The sequence below is a fragment of the Xenorhabdus ishibashii genome (genome assembly GCF_002632755.1).
Taxonomy (GTDB): Bacteria; Pseudomonadota; Gammaproteobacteria; order Enterobacterales; family Enterobacteriaceae; genus Xenorhabdus; species Xenorhabdus ishibashii.
In genome coordinates, this window is sequence record NZ_NJAK01000001.1 from 411,370 (window position 1) to 435,680 (window position 24,311).

The window sequence follows — 24,311 nt, forward strand, 5'->3', positions numbered from 1 at the left end:
TCCGAATGGATTTTCCCTCAATTAAGAAAGGGGCATAATATGCCCCCTTTCTTAGAAGAAGTATCATTCACTGATGAAGTTATTCTTGCAATATAGGCTGTGCCTGTGTTTGTGACTGCTCAGTTACCGGAATATCTTGCCCAAAACCACGTAACCCAACAACATGTACATGTTCCTGGTTATTGAAAATCTTACGTACCAGTTTATAAGTTGTCCCTTTTTCTGGGCTGATATTTTCCGGCGCAGCAATAATTAACTGCATATGTAAGCGTTCACATAGCTCAAATAACGTTGCAATGGATTTCGCATCTAATCGGGCAGCTTCATCAAGGAACAGCAATCGACATGGTGAAATATCTTTACCACGCAGACGACGTGATTCCTCCTCCCAACTCTGTACGACCATAACCAGAATAGACATCCCCGTACCAATCGCTTCCCCCGTAGACAAGGCGCCACTTTCCGCTTTTAGCCAACCATCTGAACCTCGGTTAACTTCAACTTCCAGCTCAAGGTAATTACGGTAATCCAGCAATTCTTCACCAATGGTTTGTGGTAAACGCTGCCCCATATCGACTTGTGGATTCAAACGCTGATAAAGCTTCGCCATCGCTTCTGAGAAAGTCAGGCGCTGGCTGTTGAACAGATCCTGATGTTGTTCCTGCTGCTCAGAAAGCACATCCAACAAGAGGGAATGACTTTCACGCACATTCACATTCAGGCGCACACCACCAACCTGTCCAAAAGAAACCGCCTGCAACCCCTGATTCAACATACGAATACGGTTCTGTTCACGTTGAATGGTCTTTCGAATGATATTCGCCACACTTTTGGAACTAATAGCCAGTTTCTGCTCACGGGCAGTTAATTCTTCCGTCAAACGCGCCAACTCAATTTCCATCTGTTCAATGGCATCAACCGGATCAGCCGTACGGATAATATCTTGCCGAATACGTTCACGCAGATGTTGATAAACCGCCACAAAAAATTGGATCTTACGTTCAGGGCGTTTTGGATCTTCGGACAAACGCAACGCATCACGCAGGTGTTCATTATCGGCTACAGCCAGACGCAATGCTCCCAGTGCCTTATCCGACATTGAGCGCAAATCATCACCCTCCATATAGGCCAGTTCGCGACGATGTAAACGACGTTCAACACCATTGTCTTTTACCATACGCATGACTGCACACCAGCCCGCCTTAGAAGAGACAACTTGTTCACGTTTCTGGTAATAATCACGTTCAGATTTACGCAGTTTCTTCTGGAGGTTTTCCATTTCTGCCTCACAGAACGCAATCTGTTTCTCAAGTTGGTTAATACGGGAACGGTTAGCATTCACAGCGGCATGGAGCTGATCACGACGTTCACGCGCACGGCTTTCGGCGTTAGCATCCGCCTGTACACCGATATCTTTCATCTCCTGCTCAAGTTCTTTCAACATATCTTGCTTAGTGTCATAAGAACTCTTCAATGATGCCAATACTTGGTTGAACTGCGCATATTGTGCTTGTTGCTGGCGCAATTTTTCACGCGCACGGCTACGATCAGATTCTGCGTGTTGAAGGCGTTGACGTAGTTTGTCATTCAGGTCGGTATTTTCACTGAGCATACCGGCAGAGTCACTATAGCTGAAATGCGCGCGGCGTTGCACAACTTCTGTCAAGGCAAAGGCTTGTTGTTTAGCCTGATGCTGGCTGTATTTCGCGACCTCATAATCCTTTTGCAACTGCTCATGTTGCTGTGGATCACTCTGTAAGACAGAAACCAGTGGCTCAAGTTTAACCAGAGCATTACTGTGTTGTTGTAGAAAACGTGCAGCCTCCTGAGCTTCACTCATTTCTTCACGCACTGTTTCCACGCGATCAAGCAGGGTTTCATCCAACAAGATAGTCATTTGTGGAATCAGACGATTCAATAGTGACAGGCTCTCTTTTATCTGAACAAGTTTCTGCTGATGCTGCTGAGCCTGAGTTTCAAATTGCGATAACTCACGCTCCAGTTCAGTACGACGCTGACTCAAGCGACGAATTTCCGCTTCTGGATCATCATCAAATACAACAGAAAGATGTTTACCCACAAAACGACTGAAAGCCTGATGTGCACGCTGAACTTTCTGAACATCAAATGAAAGTGTCGCGTAGCGCTCTGCCAGCGTATCACGTTCAAGAGTGAGTGCTTCCAGACGACTTTCTCTTGCTGCCCGTCCAAATAACGGAACTACAGGATAACGGGAATAACGCCATTGACGATCGGATGATTTCACCAGAACTGCGTTTTCCTGCTCCTCAAAATGGAATACGCTGTCGTCAAAAGACTGTGGATCTCCTTCAATCAAATAGAGATCTTCCGGGCAATCTTCCAGTGTTTCCAGATGCGGACGAACCAGCGAGAGATCAGGTACAACAATGGCGTGACGCGCAGGACCATACAGTGCGGAGAAATAAGGTGCGTCATCAATGGTAATGTCGTCATAAATTTCAGACAGTAAAACACCGCCAAAACGTTCTGCCAATGCAAGCAATCGGCTATCTTCGGCGCCACTTGGTTGGTTCAGACGTTCAATCTGCTTTTCCAGCTCACGTTTCTGTGCAGCAATATCATCACGCTCGACCGTAATTTCGCGCTCTTGCTCAAGTAATTGCTGCATATATTCAGTCACATCGTGACTATTTTCGAATGTTTCATTGCATTGTTCGCTAAGCTGGTTCAAGGCCTCCTGTGCCGCCAACCACACTGGTGCCCGTGCGGTCAGTCCCTGAATTTTTTGCTTGAGCTGTTCAAATTCCTGGCGTATTTGGATGCGACGTTCACCGCTTTCATTGGCACCCAGGCTCAATTCTTCTAACTGAGCTTCCAGTTCACCTTGTAACGCCTCTAAGTCTTCTGCTTGATATTGCTGGTTATGACGCTTACAAAACTCTTCCAGCAAACGTTCTGCATTTTGCTGGCTATTCAGACGTTGCTCCAACTCGGACAACTGGATACGCAAGGGTTGGACTCGTTCAGCCAGATGACGCTGGGATGACCATTCACGCAACGCTTCACGAGCGGCTTGCCACGCTTCACTACGACTCACTTCACCAACGATATTTTTTATCAGTTGATAAGCCTGCTCAAATTGACTATGAGCCGCATCAGCCACACTCAACTTCTGCTCCAGTGTCAGCAAAGTTTCCGTTGCCTGCTGTGCTTTGGCCTGATAGGTTTCCTGCCACTCGTCAGCGTTTTCTATTGATAGATCCGGAAGCTGACAAAGCTCACGGGCACGCTCTAATGCTTGCAGTGCTTGTTGGTACTGAATAGCGCGAGTCTGCTGAACATCCAACGCTTGTTGATAGTCAGCAAGCTGGCTTTTCAGTTCATCAACTTCTTGTTCCGCTGCTTCAGATGTGGCTTCATACTCTGCCTGCAGATCTTTCGCTTCTTCGACAACTTCGCTCTGTTCTTCCAGCCGATAAGTCAGTTCTTCAATATCAGATTGATAGCGATCAATTTTTTCCTGCTGACGCATCGCCGTTTGCACCAGATTCAGGTGATCACTGGCAGCCTGATAATCCATTTCTAAATCAGAAGAGGCACCGCTCTGTTCTGCCAATTCCCTCGCCATTTCAACATGGCGATATTGTTCAGTGACCAATTGGCGGCGGCTGCCAAATAATTCACTGCGCAAAGCCAATGCCTCATCCAGATGAACGCGGCGTTCGTTAGCGTGGCGCATATAGTCGGCAGACACATAGGTCGTAGCTTCTGTAATAAGGTGTTTGAAAAGATCACGGTCGGATTGGGTGACACGGATAGCTTCCAGCGTAATACGGTTTTCACGCAATGCGGCTTCCATATCCTGAAATGCTTTTCTGACGCCACTGTTTTCCGGCAGTAAATAATCACGCAATGAGCGGGTAATCGCACTGGAAATGCCGCCATATAACGATGCTTCTATCAGGCGATAAAACTTGCTGCGGTCACTCGCGGAACGCAAACGTTTTGGGATCACACCCAAATCAAACATCAGGGAGTGGTAATCTGTAATCGAATTAAATTGTTTGAACTGAACGCCGTCCATCTCATCAAGACGTTCCTTTAGTTCATTCAATGGCAGAACCCGCGCCTGACGTTCGTTGATATTTTCAGTCAATAACTGTGTTGGCTGAATCGACGCAGGAACACCCTGAATCATAAAGGGTTTAATATCAACTTTTCGATCACGTCCTGCCACTTGTTGTAAACGGACACCGGTGATGATGCGTTGATGGCGAGAATTAACAACATCCAGAGTGGAGTAACAAACACCTGCCCGCAACTTACCGTGCAACCCTTTATCGCGTGAACCCGAAGTTGCTCCCGCTTCTGTCGTATTGCGGAAATGGAGCAATGTTAAATCAGGGATCAATGCGGTCACAAACGCCGCCATTGTCGTTGATTTACCTGCACCATTCCCGCCGGATAAGGTTGTCACAAGTTCGTCAAGATCAAACGTTCTGGCAAAAAAACCGTTCCAATTAATTAACGTCAGTGAGCGAAATTTACCGCGTTCAATCATGACTGCTCATCCTCCGCACCTTTCGCTGAATGCCCCGATGCTTCTTCATGTTCATTATCTTCCTGCGATGTTTCCCCTTCTACTGGCATGGCTTCACCATCACGGATCATCCGTAATTGTGCCTCGCGTGGGTCATCACCGCTGCGTACATCTGCACCGAAGCGAAATACCGCTTCGGTAATCGTAAATTTATTGCTGTCGTTTTGCAGGAAATAAACCATGCCCAGACGGCGTAAACGGTTTAAGGCAGTACGCGCTTTTTCCTGCAATTTTTGTTTGTCCAGATCTGAACCCGTCGAACGTTGGTTTACTAATTTCACTAGTTTATTTTCATCAGCCAATGACAGTAATTCTTCGTACAATTCCTGAAAGGTAAATATTCCCTGATTGGACAGACGTTCGGGGCTGAGGTAGAGATAGCACAGGATCTTACCCACCATCATATCCAATTCTGACAACACAGATCGCGGGATCAGCGTCGTCGAACGGGGACGCAGGTAGAAAAAACCTTCTGGTGCACGGATTAACTCGACGTTATAACGCGCATAAAACGTTTCCAATTCTTCCTGAAAGTCCATTAAAAAAGCATGATTATCAAGATCATCCAGACTGATATGACGTCCAGCTCGCAGTTGGCTGTCTAATTCAGGGAAAAGTGTATTGGATAATGCCTGAGCCAGTTTCACTGGCATAAATTGTTCAATATGTGTCGATGACATGTGCCTGCACCTTGGCTCCGTAATCATTAATCGCTAACCATTCCGCTGGTAAACCAGAGAAATCTGCTTCTGCAACGCCCAACCTCACGGCTTGATCCACCAAGATACGTGCCACATCAAAGTGGCGCTTATGTGGATACTGGGCAAGGTAATCGCGCAGTACAGCCCCCAAATCCAGAGGAAGTTTTGCCTGTTGGTAAACTGCCAGCGCCTGCTCTATCATTTCAGCTAATTGCTCATTGATTTCACTAAACTCTTCGTATTCCATTTCTGGCGGTAATTCTCCCATTACCTCTTCACTGCGCAGAGTCAACTCTTCATCACGCATATCCAGAAAACGTTCTGCATTAGCGACGGTCAGTGCCCACGGGCTGTCAAAATAGTGTTGAATAGATTGACGAAGGCGCTGGGCAAAAATGCGGTTTTTATCCATATCAATGGCGGTTCGGATAAATTTGTGGACGTGGCGGTCATAACCAATCCACAGATCAATGGTTTGTTGCCCCCAACTAATAATGCGATCCAATTTGCTTTGTAAGTCAAAAACCAGTTTATCCACCTGTCCAGAACCGCCGCTGTCCATATTCGCGGCCTGAATGCGTAATAGATTAGCCTGCAATTTATCACCCGCAGCTTCTAATGTATCCTGAAGTTCCCGCAGTGTGCCGGAGGTTTCAGACAGCAGTTGTTCGCAATTAGCGATAGCAGCCTGCCAATCCTGGTTGAGTAGTGCGGCGATGTCGGTTTTGACGCTGTTTTGCTGTTCATCCATTAAGCGCTGGGACATATCGATGCTGTCAAAGATTTCAGCGACAGAATATTTGAGAGGGGCAAAAACATTGCGATGCCAATGTAATTCATCCCCCCCTTCTTCGGCTGCCTCTGCCGCACGATGCAATTCGTTAGCAACGATGGATAACTGCATGGAAAGGCGCAACGTGGAGAATTCACGCTGGCGAATGTAATAATCACTGATGCCAATTCCCAACGGAGTCAGGCGATAAATGGCATTGCCATCCGCCAGTTCACTGGTAAAACGGTTAAGTAACTTTTGGCGAACCATATCGTTAATGGCATTATTCGCCCTGACAGATACCGCTTCCGAAGTCTGCTCAAAACCTTTACACACTTCACGAAAGGCATCCACCAGCTCCCCTTCACTCATTTCACCATCGAGCCGTTCACTGTTTAATACAGCAATAGCCAGCAAAAAAGCCAAGCGTTCTGGTGGCAACGAAATTGAAAAATCATTTTTTCTGGCCCAGGACACAAGTTCAGGAACCGTCTGGGAATATTCACTCATAATTCGCTCTTTAAGGTAGGCTTGCGTGCCATCACATGAATATAACGCCCCAGGCTGATATAGGGCTCCTGTCTGCAATAACGCTGTTCAAGTTCAAGCAACGCCGGAAAATCTGTGTCTTGTAATTGACGACTTTGCAGGTAATCGTGAAAAACTCTCACGCCTGTTTTACCTGTTATTTCCATCTTAAGTTCAGTTAGCCATTGATATACCCGTTCCGGTATTAATGGATTTTGTGGCGATAGAGAACGTTTTCGGCGACGCTGGATATTAGGTGTCGCTAAATGAAAATTACCCAAAATGGCGTTACGCATGACCAGCCCATTAGCATTATAAAACATTAATGAAAGTGCACCACCAGGCGTGATTATCTCTTCCAATGTTGCTATTGCCTCTTTTTGGTCAGTGATCCACTCCAACACAGCATGAAATAAAATCAAATCAACGGGCTGTTCAATATGCTGGTGAATTTCCTGTACCGAGCTTTGGATAAATTGCATCCGTCCGAGAACATCCCGCTCTCCAGCGTTATGTTTTGCTCTCTGGATCATCTCTTTTGAGAGATCACAAAGTATGACCTGATGTCCCAATTCAGCTAATTGGCAAGCCATATTCCCTTCACCGCCTCCTGCATCCAAAATGCGCAAAGGACGTTGAGGCAAATAATTCAGCAATTCGTTAATATCCTGCCAGACGACGGCCTGCCTGATTTGACCCTTGGTTGTGCCGTAAATATTACGCGAAAATTTGTCTGCAATATCATCGAAATTGCGATCCCGCATGAAAATCTGCCCCATTTATAAGCTAAGTTTAATTTATCTATTGAGTAGTTATGCTATCTACTGCTATTTTTACTACTATTATTTTGGCACAATAATCATTTAATTAACTACTTTTAGCCTTAAATTCGCCATTGCGCGATTGTAATTTAACCAACCCAAGGCCAATCAATGTTATTTCTGCTAAAAAAATATATCGGCTCACTATTAATGCCTTTGCCGTTGATTATTATCGTCTCTTTTGCAGCCCTGCTATTACTCTGGTTCACTCGCTGGCAAAAAATAGGGAAAACTATTTTATCACTTAGTTGGGTGGCATTACTTTTATTTAGTTTACAACCTATCGCGGATAAATTTTTACTCCCTGTCGAGGGAGAATATGTTCAGCGCTATGAACCAGACACAACACCTATAACTCCCGTAAAATATATTGTGGTTCTTGGCGGTGGTTTTACTTATAACCCTCAATGGGCTCCCAGCGCCAACCTTATTAATAATAGCTTACCCAGAGTGACGGAGGGAGTTCGGTTATATCATCTTAATCCTGGTGCTAAAATGATTTTTACTGGTGGTAAAGGCGTTAATGCCATTAGTAGTGCCGAAATTGCTGCTATGGTAGCACAATCACTGGGCATTCCTGTAGAAGACACCATAGCATTAAAGAAACCCTTGGATACAGAAGAAGAAGCTACCGAAGTTGAAAAAGTCGTCGGGCAACAACCTTTCATTCTTGTCACTTCTGCCAATCATATGGAAAGATCTCTCAAGTTTTTTGCACAACGAGGTCTGCATCCAATTGCAGGCCCTGCTAATCAGTTGGCTGTCACAACACCTTTATATTCTTGGGAAAAATATATTCCTTCCTCCTACTATCTATCACACACTGAGCGTGCCTGGTATGAGACATTAGGGCGTATCTGGCAGGATATTAAACCTGTAAATCAGGATATGAGCATTGAAAAATCAAAGGATTTTCAGAAAAAAAGCTAATGAGAAGTAACACCAGCATTGGAAGTGAAACGTAACGAGAAGAGAGGAAAAGAGAATGCGGTATTAACGTTACCGCATTCTCTTTTAAATCGTACCCAATTGATCGCCATATCAGGCAAGAAAATCAAAGCGTAGCAAAAACTTTTCTGACGGCTTCCAAATCTTCTGGTGTATCAACACCTGCACCAGGCGCTTGCAGTGCTTTTGCAACATGAATTTTTTCACCGTACCAAAGCACCCTTAATTGTTCGAGCATTTCGATACTTTCCAATGGACTTGGTTCCCACTGAATGTAGTGCCGAATAAACCCTGCCCGATACGCATAAATTCCAATATGGCGTAAGAAATGGTCGCCGATCGTCCCAGTTGATTGCATAAAACGATCACGTTCCCACGGGATAGTCGCGCGAGAAAAATAGAGGGCATAACCTTGCGAATCCATCACGACTTTGACCGCATTAGGATTAAATGCCTCTTCCGCATCTTGGATCTGCACGGCAAGCGTTGCCATCCCTGCATCACTGCCAGCCAAATTATCAGCCACTTGCTTGATAATCTTTTCAGGGATAAGGGGTTCATCACCCTGAACATTTACAATAATTTCATCATCAGCAAATTGGTATTTATCGATAACCTCAGCCAAACGCTCTGTGCCTGAATGGTGGTTTTCGCTTGTCATGCAAGCTTCACCGCCTGCGGCAGTCACTGCATCAAAAACTTCTTGATTATCTGTCGCTACAATAACCCGATTAGCACCAGAACGAACAGCCCGTTCCATCACACGCACCACCATTGGCTTACCATGAATATCAGCCAATGGTTTTCCAGGTAAACGGGTTGAGGAAAAACGTGCCGGAATGATAACGGTAAACATGGGTTATTGCTTTTCCTCTGTAGGTAAGACACGTGCTTCATTCTCTAATAATACAGGGATGCCATCACGGAAGGGAAAAGCGAGACGATCAAACTTGCAAATCAGTTCAAAGTTTTCTTTATCATAACTGAGTTTGCCATGACATAGCGGACAAGCAATGATTTCGAGTAAACGGTGATCCATATATCCCCCAAGTAACGGGTCCTAAATTTGATGTGGCTCAGAATACCACAAGCCATGTATTACCGTTAACTTTGTTGCTTTGTTTAATTTCCCTTATTTTGTTTGGTATTGTGAGAATAACCCAATATTATTGGCGAGTATTTAATTCTGGAAGTAAGGTACAGATATCATCCAATACCTTTTGCCCTTTTTCCTCTGGAAATTCAGCGTGTACAGGTAAATACCACCAGTTAGGTTGCGCAAATTGGAAACATTTAACTGCATCTTTTTCTGTCATCAATAAATTTTGATCACTATTTGCCAGAGCTAATAATTGAGATTTTTCGTACGCCTGATGATCAGAAAAAGCATGTGTTTTCTGTAAATTAGCTCCTAATTGCTGCAATGTTGCAAAAAAACGCGGGGGATGACCAATCCCAGCCATCGCAATGCCATTGGAAATATCAGTGACTTTTCGTGTTTCCCCAGTCAGCAAATTAACGACCAAATTGCCTTTTAGGGTCATTGGTAATTCACCGGTTTCTGGTGTTCCACCATTAACAATGATGGTATTGACACTATTCAAGCGTCCTGCTAATTCTCGCATAGGGCCGGCGGGCAACCAGCAACCATTGCCAAAACGACGAACGCCATCAATTACTACAATCTCATAATCTCGTTGTAAAGCATAATGCTGGAGGCCATCATCAGTAATTACGATATCTACCGGAGTGCGTGCCAATAATGCCTGAATGGCTTCGGCTCGCTTTGGTGCCACTGCAACAGGTGCACCAGTACGGCGACGAATTAAAACAGGTTCATCTCCCGCTTGTGCCGTCGTCACTTCATCGGTAAGGAATAGCGGGTAATGTTCCGACTTCCCGCCATAACCACGCGAAACAACGCCAACCCTGTAACCTTTTTGCTGCAACTGTTCAACCAGCCAAATGACAACCGGAGTTTTACCATTTCCTCCTGCCGTCAAATTACCGACAACAACAACAGGCACCGGAGCTTTCCAGGAACGACTCAATCCTAGTTTATAGCTTAAACGACGCAAGCTGCTTACCAGCCCATAAAGGGCTGATAATGGTAATAATATGATGTAAAGCCATGAGCGGCCCGACCATATGCGCTCAATCATTGGCCAAATTGCATCCTATGTAATTGTGCATATGCCCCATCATGTTGCAACAGCGTCGCATGGTTACCCTTTTCCATGATATTTCCATCTTCAATGACGATAATTTCATCAGCATTTTCAATAGTAGAAAGACGGTGAGCAATGACTAATGAAGTTCTGTTTTTCTGCAACTCATCTAATGCAGCCTGAATTGCACGTTCAGACTCCGTATCTAATGCAGAAGTTGCTTCATCCAAAATCAAAATTGGAGAATCACGTAATAAAGCACGGGCAATCGCGATACGCTGACGCTGCCCCCCAGAAAGCAAAACGCCATTTTCGCCAATCATGGTGTCAAGGCCATTATCCATCTTTTTAATAAAATCCATTGCATAAGCCATCTCTGCCGCACGCTCTATCTCTTCACGACTAAATTGCCCTTCGCTAGCGTAAGCAATGTTATTGGCAACCGTATCATTGAATAGATGGACATTTTGCGACACCAACGCAATTTGGTTACGCAGTGAAGCTAACGTATATTCACGCAGATCATGACCATCTAGTACTATTTCCCCTTCATTTACGTCATAAAAACGAGTAAGGAGATTGGCAATTGTCGATTTACCTGAGCCTGAGCGTCCAACCAATGCAACCGTTTTTCCTGCTGGGATCGTCATGGAAATATTTTTCAATGCCGGATGATCTTTAGTTGGATAACAGAATGTGACTTCACGGAATTCAATATTGCCCTTTGCCTTTTTGATTTCCAGTTTACCGTCATCCTTTTCCTTTTCCATATCCAGGATAGTAAATAAAGTCTGGCATGCAGCCATACCACGTTGGAATTGGGCATTAACGTTAGTCAGGGACTTCAACGGGCGCATCAGGGCAATCATAGATGAAAACACAACCGTAATTTTCCCTGCGGTTAAGGCGCCCATAATTTCAGGGAAACTGGCCGCATACAGGATAAATGCCAATGCAAAAGAAGCAATAAGCTGGATAATCGGGTCTGAAATGGAATCAGCAGAAACCATTTTCATACCCTGCTGGCGCATATGGTTACTGACTTTGTTGAAACGTTCAGTTTCAATCTTTTGACCACCAAAAATTAAAACTTCTTTGTGCCCTTTCAGCATCTGTTCAGCACTGGTTGTCACCATTCCCATGCTGTTTTGCATATTTTTACTGATATTACGAAAGCGCACAGAAACAAGGCGAATAACTCCCGCAACTATCGGTGCAATGACAATCAAAATAAGGGAGAGTTCCCAACTGTAATAGAACATCAGTATAAACAGGCCAATAATTGATGCCCCTTCCCTAACCACTGTGACTAATGCGCTGGAGGAAGAGGAAGCAACCTGTTCTGAATCGTATGTTATGCGAGAAAGCAAAGTTCCTGTGGATTGCTGATCAAAGAAGGAAACAGGCATTCCCATCATATGATTAAACAGACGACGACGCATCTGCATAACCACTTTGCCTGATACCCAAGAGATACAATAACTTGATACAAAACCAGATATGCCACGCAACAACATCAATCCGATAACAACCAGTGGCATCCACTTCAATACGCTAATGTCGGCCTTGCCAAAACCCTCATCAAGCAAAGGCTTCAACAAGGAAAGCATCAATGTATCACCGGCAGCATTAATAATTAGTGCAACCGCCGCGACTAACAAACCGACCTTAAAGGGAGTGATGATCGGCCACAATCGGCGAAAGGTCTGCCAGGTAGAAAGGTCTTTATCATTCATTATTGAGTTACCAAAACCAAAAGAAATAGCGAATCATTCTACTCATGATCGCCACGAATACCAAACCACTGATGATACCACCGTGACATTATTTGTTGTCGATAACCTTTTAATTTAATGTGATCGCGATAAAAATAGCCGGTTATCTGACCAGAAACTGCTGTGCTATGCCACTCAATTCCAGCATTTTTATAGCGTTGTTTCACTTTTACGGAAGGTAGTCTCCACGGGCTATAGCGTGCAACTGAAGCCAAAGCATATTGAGGCATCACCTTGCGTATAAATACCGAGGTAGAAGAGGTATTACTCCCATGATGAGGGACTTGTAGTATTGTTGCATTCAGGTGATGTTTCTCAAGCTCCGATAAGCGGTATTCACCCTGCTTTTCCAAATCTCCCGTTAACAATAGACTGTATTTACCGTCATCAATGCGGATCACACAAGATTGATTGTTACCAACGATCTCTGTTTTTTCTGGTGGCCAGAGAACTGCAAAATTTAGTCCCTGCCATGTCCACTTCTCACCACGGATACAAGGCAAATGAGCCTGATTTAGCGAAGGGCTTCTAATTTGGCTATCGGGATATTTTTCAATGAGATATTCCATTCCTCCAGTATGATCCAAATGATCATGGCTCAGGATTATTTGCTCTGGTGTTAACCGATGCCAACGTAAATAAGGCCCAATGATTTTTTCTGCCATACTGCCCGTTTCCCAGCGATTACCTGTATCAAAAACAATCGCTTTCCCTCCCTTATCAATGACCACAGCTAATCCGTGCCCCACATCCAGCATTGAAAAACGCCATTGATAATTATCATTATTGGAACGCTTGGAGTAACAAGCAATGATCCCTATGCAAACCCCCAACAACCATTTATAAGACTTCCACCAACCTAAACGCCAGATCACAACGAAAAACCAGCCTACCAGCGTCATGACAATAGGATAGTGCCCTGTTTCAAGCCATGAGTGCGTCAAGGGAGGTAAAGGTGCCAACGCAAATAAGATACTGTAATCCACAAGTTGCCATAAAAGTGGCTGAATAATCGGAAAAAAGTTACAAACTATTCCCAACATAACCAATGGAACAGATAAAAAAGAGATAATCGGAACAGCCCATAGGTTAGCCACCAGTGATGCAATATTAACACCCTGAAATAACAAAAGTTGCAACGGTAACAACATTAACATCATGCCCAACTGTATATGCAACCCGCGCAGCCATGACCACCACAAACCATGACGCACTTTGCCTGACAAAGGCATCCAATAAAACCAAAATAACAATGCCATCACCGCAGTAAATGAGAGCCAGAAACTATCAGAAAGTATTGCCAAAGGATCGAAAAATAAAATAAGTGCGGCACTCCATAAAGCCCATTGCCATGAAAAACAAAGCCGGCTTTTCCACCGCAAATAAATCCACAAGGTTAGTCCCAATATTGCCCGAACGGCTGGAATTCCCCAACCAGACAACCATCCATACAGCATTGCGGTTAACCAGCCCATGATCAATGGAAAGCGAAACCCAATCCATTTTGCAGGAAAGAAAAATTGCGCCATTCTTGCAAAACTCCAGCCAAATAAGCTGGCCATTGCAATATGCAGCCCTGAGATGGCCATCAGATGGGCAATACCTGTTTGCTGTAATAGCAACCGAGTAGATTTATCCAACCATTCCCTTTCACCAAACGAAAGTGCTAATGCAATACCAGCCTGTTTTAATGGCTGAATTTCTGGCAACAATTTATTAATGAAATCTTGTCGAAGGTTACAATTTTTATCGAGTGGTTTTGCCTCAATAATTTTTCCATTCAATGGCTGGCGAATAGAAAGTGAATATCGTTGGCTATCAAAACTACCGTGATTTAATTGGGCATGAACAGGCCTGAGTTTCATTGTTACCTGCCATTTTTGACCGGCACATAACAACTCTTGAGAGTTCCATAATACTGACGCATATAAGGCAGGAATAATATATTTCCCATCACTCTCAATCAGCCTAATACGATAACGTGCCTTTTTATCATCCCCCTTCATATTATTTTTCAACGATACACTATCAATCATAACGTTTGCAGTGCGGGATGTTTCACTGAAATAAGTGACTTGTGCCAATATATGATGACCATGCCAACATCCAAAAATAAATGCCCATAACCCTAATGATATTAGCCGCATGATTTTATAAGGAAAAAAAATTAAACAAAATGCAATAATAACCAGATATGGGATAATTTTTTGTTGGGGAAGCTCTGCAAGGAATAATAAGGGAAAAATTCCCAATATAATGACTAATGCAACCAAATTTAGACTGATCAATGGCGTCGGTTTTCGCCAAATGGTGAATAAATAGGTAAAAAGATAAAATATTATAGGCTGCATCCATTATGCCTCTGTGTTGATATTCCATTCACACGAGAGAGATTATTACATAGTGGTTCTGACTGCTAGTCAGAGAAATGTTACCGTGGAGTCGCTTCACAAATTAATTTTTAAGCAGAGAAAACGATTCAAAAAAATACGTCTATTATCACAAAAACCAAAGACACAAAAAACGGCACCCTGGGGTGCCGTTAGTTTAATTAAGTAATAACTGATATCTCTTAGCTATCGCTATAGATATTCACGCGGTCACGCAATTCTTTACCGGGTTTAAAGTGAGGAACGTATTTACCATCCAACTCCACTTTATCACCTGTTTTTGGATTACGACCCACACGCGGAGCCCGGTAGTGAAGAGAAAAGCTGCCGAATCCGCGAACTTCAATACGTTCACCTGCGGCTAGTGTTTCTGCCATATGATCAAGCATTTCTTTCACTGCATCTTCAACGGCTTTGGCCGGCATGTGAGATTGCTGCTCTGCAAGTCTTTCGATTAATTCAGACTTGGTCATAGTACCTCCCTAAACTACCGTATTCGGGTAATACTCTTTTTATAGAGAATATTACCCGTCGTTATTGACTTAGATTATTCGCCTTTAGCTGCTTTGAAAGCTTCAGCCATTGCATTGTTAGCGAAGTTTGTATCTTCTTGTTTGTTCACAGAAGAGATAGCGTCTTTTTCATCAGCTTCGTCTTTTGCACGAACAGACAGGTTGATTACGCGGTTTTTGCGATCAACGCCAACATATTTAGCTTCAACTTCATCGCCAACGTTCAGAACTTGAGTTGCATCTTCAACGCGGTCACGAGAAGCTTCTGATGCGCGCAGGTAACCTTCAACACCGTCAGCTAATTCAACTGTAGCACCTTTTGCGTCAACTGCAGTGACTTTACCAGTAACAATCACACCTTTCTTGTTTACAGACAGGTAATTGTTGAATGGATCTTCTGCCAGTTGTTTGATGCCCAGGGAGATACGCTCACGCTCTGCATCTACTTGCAGAACTACAGCAGCGATTTCGTCGCCTTTCTTGTATTCACGAACTGCTTCTTCACCTGCAACGTTCCAGGAGATATCAGACAGGTGAACCAGACCGTCGATGCCGCCGTCCAGACCGATGAAGATACCAAAGTCAGTGATAGACTTGATCTTACCTTCAACACGATCGTTTTTGTTGTGAGTCTCAGCAAATTGCTGCCAAGGGTTAGCTTTACACTGCTTCAGACCCAGAGAGATACGACGACGTTCTTCATCGATATCCAGAACCATAACTTCCACAACATCACCAACGTTAACAACTTTGGATGGGTGGATGTTCTTGTTGGTCCAATCCATTTCTGAAACGTGTACCAGACCTTCAACGCCTTCTTCGATTTCAACGAAGCAGCCGTAATCAGTCAGGTTAGTTACGCGACCAGTCAGTTTAGTACTTTCTGGATAACGTTTAGCGATTGCTACCCATGGATCTTCACCCAGTTGTTTCAGACCCAGAGATACGCGGGTACGCTCACGGTCAAATTTCAGCACCTTAACTGTGATTTCATCGCCCACATTGACAATTTCGCTTGGGTGTTTAACACGTTTCCAAGCCATATCAGTAATGTGCAGCAGGCCATCAACGCCGCCCAGATCAACGAATGCACCGTAGTCAGTCAGGTTCTTAACGATACCTTTAACTTCCATGCCTTCTTGCAGGTTTTCCAACAATTGATCGCGTTCTGCGCTGTTTTCAGATTCGATAACTGCACGACGAGAAACAACTACGTTGTTGCGTTTCTGATCCAGCTTGATGACTTTGAACTCAAGCTCTTTGCCTTCAAGGTGAGCAGTGTCACGAACTGGGCGAACATCAACCAGTGAACCTGGCAGGAACGCACGGATACCGTTCAGTTCTACAGTGAAGCCACCTTTTACTTTGCCATTGATAATACCAGTGACAGTTTCAGCTTCTTCGTATGCTTTTTCCAGCATCAGCCATGCTTCGTGACGTTTCGCTTTCTCACGAGACAGGATAGTTTCACCGAAACCATCTTCTACCGCATCCAAAGCTACATCGATTTCATCGCCAACTTGGATTTCCAGCTCACCTTGAGCATTTTTGAATTGTTCTACAGGAATTGCAGATTCTGATTTCAGGCCTGCGTCAACCAATACAACGTCTTTATCGATAGCAACCACAACACCACGAACGATGGCACCTGGACGAGTTTCGATAACCTGTAGGGATTCTTCAAAGAGTTGAGCAAAAGATTCTGTCATGTTTATGATCTTCAAGATTTTTAATTAACGTCCATTTAGCTTCCAGCCGAATGGGGTTGTTTTACATACCTCGCAACTTTTCCCTGTTACAAGGTGTTTTAGTGTACCAGAATATTTCACTACCAATACACTAGAATTCTATATACATCTTCTCGATACACGACTGCAATAGTGTATTTGAGAAAATTAAGATTATGCGGGTATTTCCAGCGTGTTTCTCGCATAAGCCAGTGCTTTATCAATCACTTCTTCGATAGACATGCTGGTCGAATCCAAAATCAATGCATCTTGTGCAGGCACTAAAGGCGCAACTGCTCGATTGCGATCACGGAAGTCCCGTTCTTGTATCTCGGACAAAAGATTCTCAAAGTTAACACTAAAACCTTTCTCCTGCAACTGCAACATACGTCTGCGGGCGCGTTCTTCCGCACTTGCATCAAGAAATATTTTCACTGGCGCGTCCGGAAATACGACTGTTCCCATATCGCGACCATCGGCTATCAGCCCAGGAGCAATACGGAAGGCTCTTTGCCGACGTAAGAGAGCTTCACGGACACGTGGGAATGTTGCCGCCTGTGAAGCCGTATTTCCAACGGTTTCGGTACGAATTTCATTGCTGACATCTTCGCCTTCCAGAATAACCCGGAGTTTGCCATTTGCCGGCACAAAACGAACATCCAGATTTGCAGCCAGAGGAACCAGTGCGTCTTCAGACTGGATATCCACCTGATGATGGATGGCAGCCAGTGCCAATACACGATAAATGGCACCAGAATCAAGCAACTGCCAATCTAACGCTTCCGCCAATGCCTGACATAGTGTTCCCTTGCCAGCACCACTTGGCCCATCAACGGTTATTACTGGGGCTATCGCCGCCATCATTATCCTCCTTTTCGCATAACATTCGTATAACAGACAGGTCATTTACCGAATGTAAAAAACTGCTTAATTAGCAAGCAATAAAAACCTGTCTTATTATACGCGCTCAGCAAATGAGAGAAACAGGCAAGACCCATTTATTTCTATCCTTTACCTAGTTTTGCTTCTCCATCTATTTGGCGTAATGGCTGAGTTTTTCAAGCTGATTGAAATAATCTGGGAATGTCTTTGCAGTACAACCTGGATCAAGGATGGTGACTGGAGTATCCGACAAAGCCACCAATGAGAAACACATCGCAATTCGGTGATCATTATAGGTTTCAATTTCAGCATGATTAAGCTTTTCTGGCGGAGAAACTCGAATATAATCATCCCCCTCTTCTACTTCAGCACCTATTTTCCTTAATTCAGTTGCCATTGCATTTAGCCGATCAGTTTCTTTTACCCGCCAATTGTAGATATTGCGGATAACGGTTTCTCCCTGTGCAAACAGTGCAGTGGTTGCAATTGTCATTGCCGCATCAGGAATAGCATTCATGTCCATATCAATACCTGTTAATGTACCGCGTTCGCATTCGACAAAATCATCCCCCCAACGAATAGTTGCCCCCATCTGTTCCAACACATTGGCAAATTTTGTATCCCCTTGCAGGCTATTTCTGCCAATGCCCGTGACACGAACGGTGCCACCTTTAATTGCCGCCGCTGCCAAAAAATAAGATGCCGATGAAGCATCTCCTTCGACCAGATACTGCCCCGGAGACAAATATTGCTGTTGGCCTTGAATGTGAAAAACCTGATATTGTTCATTGTCTACCGTGACACCAAAACTTTTCATCAATGCCAATGTAATATCAATATAAGGTTTAGAAACCAAATCACCTTGTATGCGAATTTCCGTGTCGTTTTTTGCCAATGGAGCAGCCATCAACAAAGCGGTCAGGAACTGGCTGGAAACACTACCATCAACGGTAACTTTTCCGCCTAAAAATCCCCCTTTGATATGTAAAGGTGGATAATTTTCCTGCTCAAGATAATCAATTTTTGCTCCTCCTTGACGCAACGCATCAACCAAGTGACCAATCGGGCGCTCTTTCATACGAGGTTCACCGGTCAATACCACGCTGTTGTCACCTAAGCACAACGCCGCAGCCAGTGGTCTCATCGCTGTACCTGCATTCCCCAGAAATAATTCAAATTCCTTTTTATCCGTAATGCCCCCGCCGATGCCATCAACTTCACAAACAGTACGATCAGCAGAGAGATGATAAGAAATACCCAATGCAGTCAGGGCATTAAGCATGTAACGAATATCATCGCTGTCCAATAAATTGGTTAGTCGGGTTGTTCCCTTAGCGAGAGCAGCAAGTAACAAAGCGCGGTTAGAAACGCTTTTAGAGCCAGGTAAATTAATTGTTCCATTAATATGGGAAATAGGTTGTAACGTCAGGGATTGCATAATAGAGAGGGATCTCCGGATATGATTTTAGTTGTCAGGATAAATTGAGGATTTTGAGATCGGGAGGTCTACCCCTCCCGATGATAAAAAGTTATGCGTTGCGGCGTTCAAAATCAGCCATAAACTCAACCAAGGCTTTTACTCCTTCATAAGGCATGGCGTTATAGATAGAAGCACGAGCGCCACCTGCAACTTTATGCCCTTTCAATGCATGCAACCCGTGCGCATAGGCTTCTTCCAAAAACTGACCATCTAACGCAGGATTAGCCAGTTGAAATGGTACATTCATGATAGAACGGTTCTGGGGGGCAACACGGTTGATATACAACTGACTGCTATCAACTGCATGATAAAGAAGTTCGGCTTTTGCATGATTACGTTTGCTGATCTCTTGTAGCCCTCCCTGTTCTTTCAACCATTTGAATACCATGCCAGACAGATACCATGCAAATGTCGGAGGGGTGTTATACATAGAGTCGTATTGAGCCTGCACAGTATAATCCAGAATAGATGGCGTATGTTGATGTGCTTTACCCAAAAGATCTTCACGGATGATAATGACGGTAATCCCAGCAGGCCCAATGTTTTTTTGTGCCCCTGCATAAATGACACCATAACGGCTAACATCAATTGATGCAGAGAGAATGGTTGAAGAATAATCGGCAATGACAATTTTATCATCACCGAAATCAGGCTCTTCAAAAATGGCAATGCCTTCAATGGTTTCATTAGGACAATAATGAACATAGGCCGCATCACTGCTCAAAGCCCATTCACTCATTGGCTTCACACTTTTAACGCCGTCTTTTTCTGCCCTGATATCAATAACATTTGGCGTACAATATTTTGCTGCTTCTTTCGCGGCACATTCAGACCAGTAGCCGCTCACAATATAATCTGCGGTCGTTTTGCCACCTAATAAATTCTGTGGTAACGCCGAAAATTGCCCACGTGCACCGCCGTGACAAAACAGCACCTTGTAGTTCTCAGGTATTGTTAATAAATCTCGGAGATCTTTTTCTGCTTCGGCCGCCACAGCCATAAATTCTTTGCTGCGGTGGCTGATTTCCATCACCGATGTTCCCAAACCGTGCCAGTTGCAAAGTTCCTGCTCTGCACGTCGTAATACCTCTGCTGGCAACATAGCAGGGCCAGCGCTGAAATTATATACCTGACTCATTAACTTCACCCTATTAATGGATACAATAAAATCGGACGCATTGGTTTTATCACTCCCGCCTTGCCGCTGCAATAATTATTAAACATTTATCGTAAACTACAATTGCTAGCTACCGCATAATCCACTGATAGATCACCTTATTACAAATAACGCAATAAACTATAATCCAAATAACAAAAAACCAAAAAAATAAAGTCTGGATAATATCGTCCTTGCTTAATACTCAAAATAAAAACAAACTTAGGATACCAACAATAAAACACCCCCTCACCGAAAACATTTAAATCATAAAATTAAAAAAATTTATTGCATCAAAACCACATTACTTATTTAAATAAATCCTTGACAAAATCAACCAATATTTTCAAATATACCCTTTTCTCGAAGCAATAAAAAACCTTTCAACACAAACTCACCTTCCCCCTTCAAAATTGAATCACTGATTAATTAAATTAATCAGTAAAATATATCAATAAGTTACAATCATGCTAAAGGAGCATAGAAAATGAAAAAATAAACTCCTCTACATTATCCTATCTAATTTTCATTATGTTATTGTTTTTATCTACATTTTCTATTCGTGCACTTAGCTCAGCATTTATTAGTATCAAAAATAGCACCGACTCTATTCTGGAATTAGATTCGTTATCTCTAAAAAATGGCACATGGAGTAGCAAGCCTCCCCAAAAAATATTAACAAGTGAAAGAGTGAATTTTATGTTTGAGGGTGATCAACGCTTTGAATGCATGACCTAAAAAATAAGTGTATTGATGTTTCAGTTTATAATGGCCGTGATGGTACACCTAGAAAAATTCAAGATTTTTAAGGCGTTTGTGGAAAATTAATACGCCAACTAAATCAATAGAATTAAAAATATAAAAAGGCGCATCAAAAGCGCCTTTCTATACTTCAATCGGAAATTAATATTTATTAAACATTTCCTGAATTTTTTCTGCATCAGAAGATTGTGTCAAAGCCAATTGCAAAAGCACGCGGGCTTTCTGTGGATTCAAACGCTCTGAAGCCACAAAGCCATATTTACTGTCGTTAACTTCCGCATTCTGAGTTGTAAAACCAAAAGGAATACGGCTGGAACGAACAACAACAACACCTTCTTTAGCTGCTTTAGTCAGTGTGTCAAAAATAGACTTATAAATGTTACCATTACCGACACCTGCACTAACAATGCCTTGATAACCATTTTCAACGAACGCTTTCGCTGGCAAATCAGAAGCGTTGGAGTAGTTATAAACGATACCTACTTTTGGTAATTTATCCAGCTTGCTCACATCAAAAGCGGCTTTGTTCGCTTTTACTGGTGCCGCAGAATAGTAGTGCACTTTACCATTGTGAACGAAGCCCTGTGCACCTGCATTCACAGCCTGAAACGCCTGAACTTCAGTTGTGCTCAGTTTACTGATATCGCGACCATGGATCACGGAGTCATTCATCACCAGCAGCACACCACGGTTTGCTGAGTTTTTATCAGCAGCAACCACAACCGCATTGTACAAGTTCAATGGACCATCAGCACCCAGCGCAGTAGATGGACGCATTGCGCCAACCATCACGATAGGTTTCTGGCATTGTGTGGTCAGATCCAGGAAATAAGCGGTTTCTTCCATAGTATCAGTGCCGTGAGTGATTACAAAACCGTCGGTTTTATCACAATCTGCATTGATTTTTTTCGCCAGAGTCAGCCATACTTGGTCATTCATATCCTGAGAACCAATGCTAACAACCTGTTCGCCTTTCAAATCAGCCAGATTTTTAATTGCTGGTACAGCATTCAGCAACGAATCAATACCTACTTTACCGGCGGTATAGCTAGATTGAGTTGCCGATTCACCACCCCCAGCAATTGTGCCTCCTGTTGCCAAAACAGTAATATTTGGCAAAGCGAAAGCAGAACCGCTAACTAAAGCCAGAAAACCGGCTATTGCTGTTATTTTAGTCTTTTTCATTATTCAACCTCTTGTAAAAAAGCTATTTTATTATGTAAACCAAGAATAAATAAACTCTAATTAACAATAATTTTTAGGAACTGATAGAGCGGATAAAAAAAACGCCGTATGATATGCGCCCTTGACATAAATTGAAGTGAATCACGATGACGCAAACCTATATCTCAGGCAAAGACGCCGCGTTAGAGGACTCCATTAATCGCTTTCAGCACAAACTGAAGTCCCTTGGTTTTAATATTGAAGAAGCCTCATGGCTCAATCCTGTCCCAAATGTTTGGTCAGTACATATCCGCGATCGCGACTGCCCACTGTGCTTTACCAATGGCAAGGGCGCCAGCAAGAAAGCTGCATTGGCCTCTGCATTGGGAGAATATTTTGAGCGTCTATCGACAAACTATTTCTTTGCTGATTTTTATCTGGGTAATACCGTTGCTAACAGTGAATTTGTTCATTACCCAAATGAAAAATGGTTCCCGTTGCCAGAAGATGACTCTCTGCCACAAGGTATCTTAGACGACCGTCTGCATCGTTTTTACAATCCAGATAACGCGCTTTGTGCCAGCCAGTTAGTGGATCTGCAATCTGGTCATGAAGAGCGTGGGATCTGCGCCTTGCCATTCGCGCGCCAGTCAGATAATCAAATGATTTATATTCCGATGAATATTATCGGAAATCTGTATGTTTCAAACGGCATGTCAGCCGGCAATACCATGAACGAAGCACGTGTACAGGGATTATCTGAAGTATTTGAGCGCTATGTAAAAAACCGCATTATCGCAGAATGCATCAGCCTGCCGGAAATTCCACAAGATATTATGAACCGCTATCCAAGCGTAGTTGAATCAGTCAATAAATTGCAGGCAGAAGGCTTCCCGCTTTATTGTTACGATGCTTCACTGGGTGGGCAGTTTCCGGTCATTTGTGTCGTCCTGTTCAATCCTAATAATGGTACTTGCTTTGCTTCTTTTGGTGCCCATCCTGATTTTGGTGTTGCACTGGAGCGTACAGTCACAGAGCTACTGCAAGGCCGTAGTCTGAAAGATCTGGACGTTTTTACTCCACCAAGTTTTGATGATGAAGAAGTTTCTGAACATACCAATCTGGAAACTCACTTTATTGATTCCAGTGGTGCAATCAGTTGGGATCTATTCAAGCAGGATGCTGATTATGAGTTTGTTGACTGGAATTTCAGCGGGACAACAGAAGAAGAGTTCACCACCCTGATGAGGATCTTCAATAAACTGGATGCTGAAGTCTATATCGCTGATTATGAGCATCTTGGCGTTTACGCTTGCCGCATTCTGGTTCCTGGCATGTCAGATATTTATCCGGTTGAAGATTTGCACATTGCCAATAACACTATGGGAACGCATTTGCGTGATACCATTCTGGCATTGCCTGAGAGTCAATGGCAGCCAGAAGAGTATCTGGCTTTTCTCGAACAATTAGATGATGAAGGTTTAGATGACTTCACCCGTGTCCGTGAATTACTGGGAATTGCAGCGGGTAAAGATAACGGCTGGAGCAACCTGCGTATCGGTGAATTGAAATCCATGCTGGCACTGGCAGGCAGGGATTTGGAACAAGCACTGATTTGGGTTGAATGGACACAGGATTTCAATGCTTCTGTTTTCACCGCTGAGCGAGCTAACTATTATCGCTGCCTGCAAACGCTGCTACTGTTAACCCAAGAGGAAGAGCGCCAACCAGAGCAATATTATCAGGCATTTGTAAAAATGTACGGCCAAGATACTGTTGATACTGCTTCCGCAGCTATTACCGGAGAAAATTGCTTCTATGGCCTATGGCCTATTGATTCAGAATTAAAAGCACTGCCTGCCCATCAAGCATTGTTAAATGCTTATGAGAAGCTGCAAAAAGCTAAGCGTGAATTTTGGATCAAACAATAAACTGTTTCATTA

At 43.6% G+C, this 24,311-nt stretch carries 17 protein-coding genes; 2 read left to right on the forward strand and 15 right to left on the reverse strand.

Annotated elements, in window-relative coordinates:
* Positions 1-79: 79 nt before the first annotated feature.
* The 4 genes from mukB to cmoM are packed head-to-tail and all read right to left on the reverse strand — an operon-like array spanning position 80 to position 7,347.
* Positions 80-4,543, reverse strand: coding sequence for a chromosome partition protein MukB (mukB, locus tag Xish_RS02005; RefSeq protein ID WP_099116477.1), 4,464 nt, complete (start codon positions 4,541-4,543; stop codon positions 80-82).
* Positions 4,540-5,262, reverse strand: coding sequence for a chromosome partition protein MukE (mukE, locus tag Xish_RS02010; protein WP_099116478.1), 723 nt, complete (start codon positions 5,260-5,262; stop codon positions 4,540-4,542). Before mukE ends, mukB begins: the two co-directional genes overlap by 4 nt.
* On the reverse strand, positions 5,243-6,565 hold the full coding sequence (gene mukF, locus Xish_RS02015) for a chromosome partition protein MukF (RefSeq protein WP_099116479.1): 1,323 nt from the start codon (positions 6,563-6,565) through the stop codon (positions 5,243-5,245). Before mukF ends, mukE begins: the two co-directional genes overlap by 20 nt.
* Positions 6,562-7,347, reverse strand: a complete 786-nt coding sequence (gene cmoM / locus Xish_RS02020) for a tRNA uridine 5-oxyacetic acid(34) methyltransferase CmoM (protein ID WP_099116480.1) — start codon at positions 7,345-7,347, stop codon at positions 6,562-6,564. Before cmoM ends, mukF begins: the two co-directional genes overlap by 4 nt.
* 168 nt (positions 7,348-7,515) lie before the next feature.
* Here cmoM and elyC point away from each other — a divergent pair, with 168 nt between their 5' ends.
* Positions 7,516-8,334 (forward strand): envelope biogenesis factor ElyC, encoded by an 819-nt coding sequence (elyC, locus tag Xish_RS02025; RefSeq protein ID WP_099116481.1) that lies wholly within the window; start codon positions 7,516-7,518, stop codon positions 8,332-8,334.
* Between the two features lie 124 nt (positions 8,335-8,458).
* Here the strand turns inward: elyC and kdsB are convergent, their stop codons facing one another.
* The 11 genes from kdsB to ansB form a co-directional block, all read right to left on the reverse strand.
* On the reverse strand, positions 8,459-9,208 hold the full coding sequence (gene kdsB / locus Xish_RS02030; protein WP_099116482.1) for a 3-deoxy-manno-octulosonate cytidylyltransferase: 750 nt from the start codon (positions 9,206-9,208) through the stop codon (positions 8,459-8,461).
* Positions 9,209-9,211: 3 nt separating this feature from the next.
* Entirely contained in the window at positions 9,212-9,391 is a 180-nt protein-coding gene (locus Xish_RS02035) for a Trm112 family protein (RefSeq protein ID WP_099116483.1), read from the reverse strand.
* A gap of 127 nt (positions 9,392-9,518) precedes the next feature.
* Positions 9,519-10,514: a tetraacyldisaccharide 4'-kinase gene (gene lpxK / locus Xish_RS02040; protein ID WP_099116484.1), complete on the reverse strand. Its 996-nt coding sequence runs from the start codon at positions 10,512-10,514 to the stop codon at positions 9,519-9,521.
* Positions 10,511-12,259 carry a lipid A ABC transporter ATP-binding protein/permease MsbA gene (gene msbA / locus Xish_RS02045; protein WP_099116485.1) on the reverse strand — a complete coding sequence of 583 codons (1,749 nt, stop codon included), beginning with the start codon at positions 12,257-12,259 and terminating at the stop codon, positions 10,511-10,513. Before msbA ends, lpxK begins: the two co-directional genes overlap by 4 nt.
* 35 nt (positions 12,260-12,294) lie before the next feature.
* Entirely contained in the window at positions 12,295-14,646 is a 2,352-nt protein-coding gene (locus Xish_RS02050) for a ComEC family protein (RefSeq protein WP_099116486.1), read from the reverse strand.
* A gap of 221 nt (positions 14,647-14,867) precedes the next feature.
* Positions 14,868-15,158, reverse strand: a complete 291-nt coding sequence (gene ihfB, locus Xish_RS02055; protein ID WP_045969974.1) for an integration host factor subunit beta — start codon at positions 15,156-15,158, stop codon at positions 14,868-14,870.
* A gap of 74 nt (positions 15,159-15,232) precedes the next feature.
* A complete protein-coding gene (gene rpsA, locus Xish_RS02060) occupies positions 15,233-16,906 on the reverse strand; it encodes a 30S ribosomal protein S1 (RefSeq protein WP_099116487.1) in 1,674 nt (557 codons plus the stop codon).
* 192 nt (positions 16,907-17,098) lie between these two features.
* Positions 17,099-17,785, reverse strand: a complete 687-nt coding sequence (gene cmk, locus Xish_RS02065) for a (d)CMP kinase (protein ID WP_099116488.1) — start codon at positions 17,783-17,785, stop codon at positions 17,099-17,101.
* 172 nt (positions 17,786-17,957) lie between these two features.
* Positions 17,958-19,244, reverse strand: coding sequence for a 3-phosphoshikimate 1-carboxyvinyltransferase (gene aroA / locus Xish_RS02070; RefSeq protein WP_167383202.1), 1,287 nt, complete (start codon positions 19,242-19,244; stop codon positions 17,958-17,960).
* A 91-nt stretch (positions 19,245-19,335) separates the two neighbouring features.
* Positions 19,336-20,424, reverse strand: a complete 1,089-nt coding sequence (gene serC, locus Xish_RS02075; RefSeq protein WP_099116490.1) for a 3-phosphoserine/phosphohydroxythreonine transaminase — start codon at positions 20,422-20,424, stop codon at positions 19,336-19,338.
* A 921-nt stretch (positions 20,425-21,345) separates the two neighbouring features.
* Positions 21,346-22,389 (reverse strand): L-asparaginase 2, encoded by a 1,044-nt coding sequence (ansB, locus tag Xish_RS02080; RefSeq protein WP_099116491.1) that lies wholly within the window; start codon positions 22,387-22,389, stop codon positions 21,346-21,348.
* Positions 22,390-22,535: 146 nt separating this feature from the next.
* On the opposite strand from ansB, the gene ycaO reads away from it, so the two are divergent.
* The gene (gene ycaO, locus Xish_RS02085) at positions 22,536-24,299 is read left to right on the forward strand and encodes a 30S ribosomal protein S12 methylthiotransferase accessory factor YcaO (RefSeq protein WP_099116492.1); all 1,764 of its coding nucleotides are present in this window, start codon (positions 22,536-22,538) and stop codon (positions 24,297-24,299) included.
* Positions 24,300-24,311: the final 12 nt, after the last annotated feature.

What these genes read in the sequence shown, in the direction of transcription:
- mukB (WP_099116477.1), bottom strand. Translation starts at nt 4,543, where the DNA reads ATGATTGAACGCGGTAAATTTCGCTCACTGACGTTAATTAATTGGAAC.
- mukE (WP_099116478.1), bottom strand. Translation starts at nt 5,262, where the DNA reads ATGTCATCGACACATATTGAACAATTTATGCCAGTGAAACTGGCTCAG.
- mukF (WP_099116479.1), bottom strand. Translation starts at nt 6,565, where the DNA reads ATGAGTGAATATTCCCAGACGGTTCCTGAACTTGTGTCCTGGGCCAGA.
- cmoM (WP_099116480.1), bottom strand. Translation starts at nt 7,347, where the DNA reads ATGCGGGATCGCAATTTCGATGATATTGCAGACAAATTTTCGCGTAAT.
- elyC (WP_099116481.1), top strand. Translation starts at nt 7,516, where the DNA reads ATGTTATTTCTGCTAAAAAAATATATCGGCTCACTATTAATGCCTTTG.
- kdsB (WP_099116482.1), bottom strand. Translation starts at nt 9,208, where the DNA reads ATGTTTACCGTTATCATTCCGGCACGTTTTTCCTCAACCCGTTTACCT.
- Xish_RS02035 (WP_099116483.1), bottom strand. Translation starts at nt 9,391, where the DNA reads ATGGATCACCGTTTACTCGAAATCATTGCTTGTCCGCTATGTCATGGC.
- lpxK (WP_099116484.1), bottom strand. Translation starts at nt 10,514, where the DNA reads ATGATTGAGCGCATATGGTCGGGCCGCTCATGGCTTTACATCATATTA.
- Xish_RS02050 (WP_099116486.1), bottom strand. Translation starts at nt 14,646, where the DNA reads ATGCAGCCTATAATATTTTATCTTTTTACCTATTTATTCACCATTTGG.
- ihfB (WP_045969974.1), bottom strand. Translation starts at nt 15,158, where the DNA reads ATGACCAAGTCTGAATTAATCGAAAGACTTGCAGAGCAGCAATCTCAC.
- rpsA (WP_099116487.1), bottom strand. Translation starts at nt 16,906, where the DNA reads ATGACAGAATCTTTTGCTCAACTCTTTGAAGAATCCCTACAGGTTATC.
- cmk (WP_099116488.1), bottom strand. Translation starts at nt 17,785, where the DNA reads ATGGCGGCGATAGCCCCAGTAATAACCGTTGATGGGCCAAGTGGTGCT.
- aroA (WP_167383202.1), bottom strand. Translation starts at nt 19,244, where the DNA reads ATGCAATCCCTGACGTTACAACCTATTTCCCATATTAATGGAACAATT.
- serC (WP_099116490.1), bottom strand. Translation starts at nt 20,424, where the DNA reads ATGAGTCAGGTATATAATTTCAGCGCTGGCCCTGCTATGTTGCCAGCA.
- ansB (WP_099116491.1), bottom strand. Translation starts at nt 22,389, where the DNA reads ATGAAAAAGACTAAAATAACAGCAATAGCCGGTTTTCTGGCTTTAGTT.
- ycaO (WP_099116492.1), top strand. Translation starts at nt 22,536, where the DNA reads ATGACGCAAACCTATATCTCAGGCAAAGACGCCGCGTTAGAGGACTCC.